This is a genomic window from uncultured Pontibacter sp. (assembly GCF_947495565.1).
GTDB lineage: Bacteria > Bacteroidota > Bacteroidia > Cytophagales > Hymenobacteraceae > Pontibacter.
The window spans coordinates 1-876 of record NZ_CANLZM010000034.1 but is presented as its reverse complement, the minus strand read 5'-3'; the positions used below and the strand labels follow the sequence as shown (position 1 = coordinate 876).

At 49.4% G+C, this 876-nt stretch carries 1 protein-coding gene; it reads right to left on the bottom strand.

Annotation, left to right across the window (positions count from 1 at the left end):
* Window positions 1–16 precede the first annotated feature (16 nt).
* Window positions 17–805, bottom strand: coding sequence for an IS5 family transposase (locus Q1B04_RS19940; RefSeq protein ID WP_299762764.1), 789 nt, complete (start codon window positions 803–805; stop codon window positions 17–19).
* Between the last annotated feature and the right edge of the window lie 71 nt (window positions 806–876).

The window sequence follows — 876 nt, the reverse complement described above, 5'->3', positions numbered from 1 at the left end:
AGAGGCTGTTTTGATTTTATTTTGATAATTTTTTAAGCATCAAGTGAATCATAGCCACTCGTATCATTGTCTCAGATGACTTTGTTTCAACTTCATAGTCCTTAGATAACCTGCGATAAAGGTTGAGCCAAGCAAAAGTGCGCTCTACTATCCATCGCTTAGGTAACGCTTCAAAGGTTTTTTTGTGGATCTTGCGTACAATCTCCAGCTTCCAATTCAAGTGGCGGAAGGTATTTTTTACCCACTCCCACATGGTCAGCCCGCCATAGCCCTGGTCGGCAAAAAAGAGCCTGAGGCGGCTAAAATCCGCGAGTCTGGAAGCAGCCCTTTGCAGTAGCCATCGGGCTCCTTGTCGCTCCGGGACATCAGCCCGGTGCACGATGAGCACGATCAAAAGGCCCAGCGTGTCCACCATCAAATGCCTTTTGCGCCCTTTTACCCGCTTGGCCGCGTCGTAGCCCCGCTCGCCGCCCTGTTGCACGGTCTTTACGCTCTGAGAGTCAATGATGCCCACGCTCGGGGAGCTTTCTTTGCCGTGCCTGCCTCTTACCTGCTTGCTCAGACAATCGTGAAGCATCTCCCAGCAACCATCCTTCCGCCATTTGCGGTAATAGTAATAAGCGGTCTGCCAGCAGGGAAGGTCCAAAGGCATCATGCGCCACTGAACACCACCTTTGACTACATAAAATATGGCGTCCAGAATGCTGCGGAGCGGCCACTGACGCTTACGGTGCAACATCTGTTGCTCAAATAAATCCTCTACTAAAAGCCATTGGGTGTCGGTTAAACTGCTTGGGTAAGTCATAAGTCTGCAAACTTTTCTTACCTGAACAACCGGCACCTGCTTTTTTATTCAATCAAATCAAAACAGCCTCT

Excerpts from the sequence above, each read along its gene's own strand:
- Q1B04_RS19940 (WP_299762764.1), bottom strand. The coding sequence starts at position 805 with ATGACTTACCCAAGCAGTTTAACCGACACCCAATGGCTTTTAGTAGAG.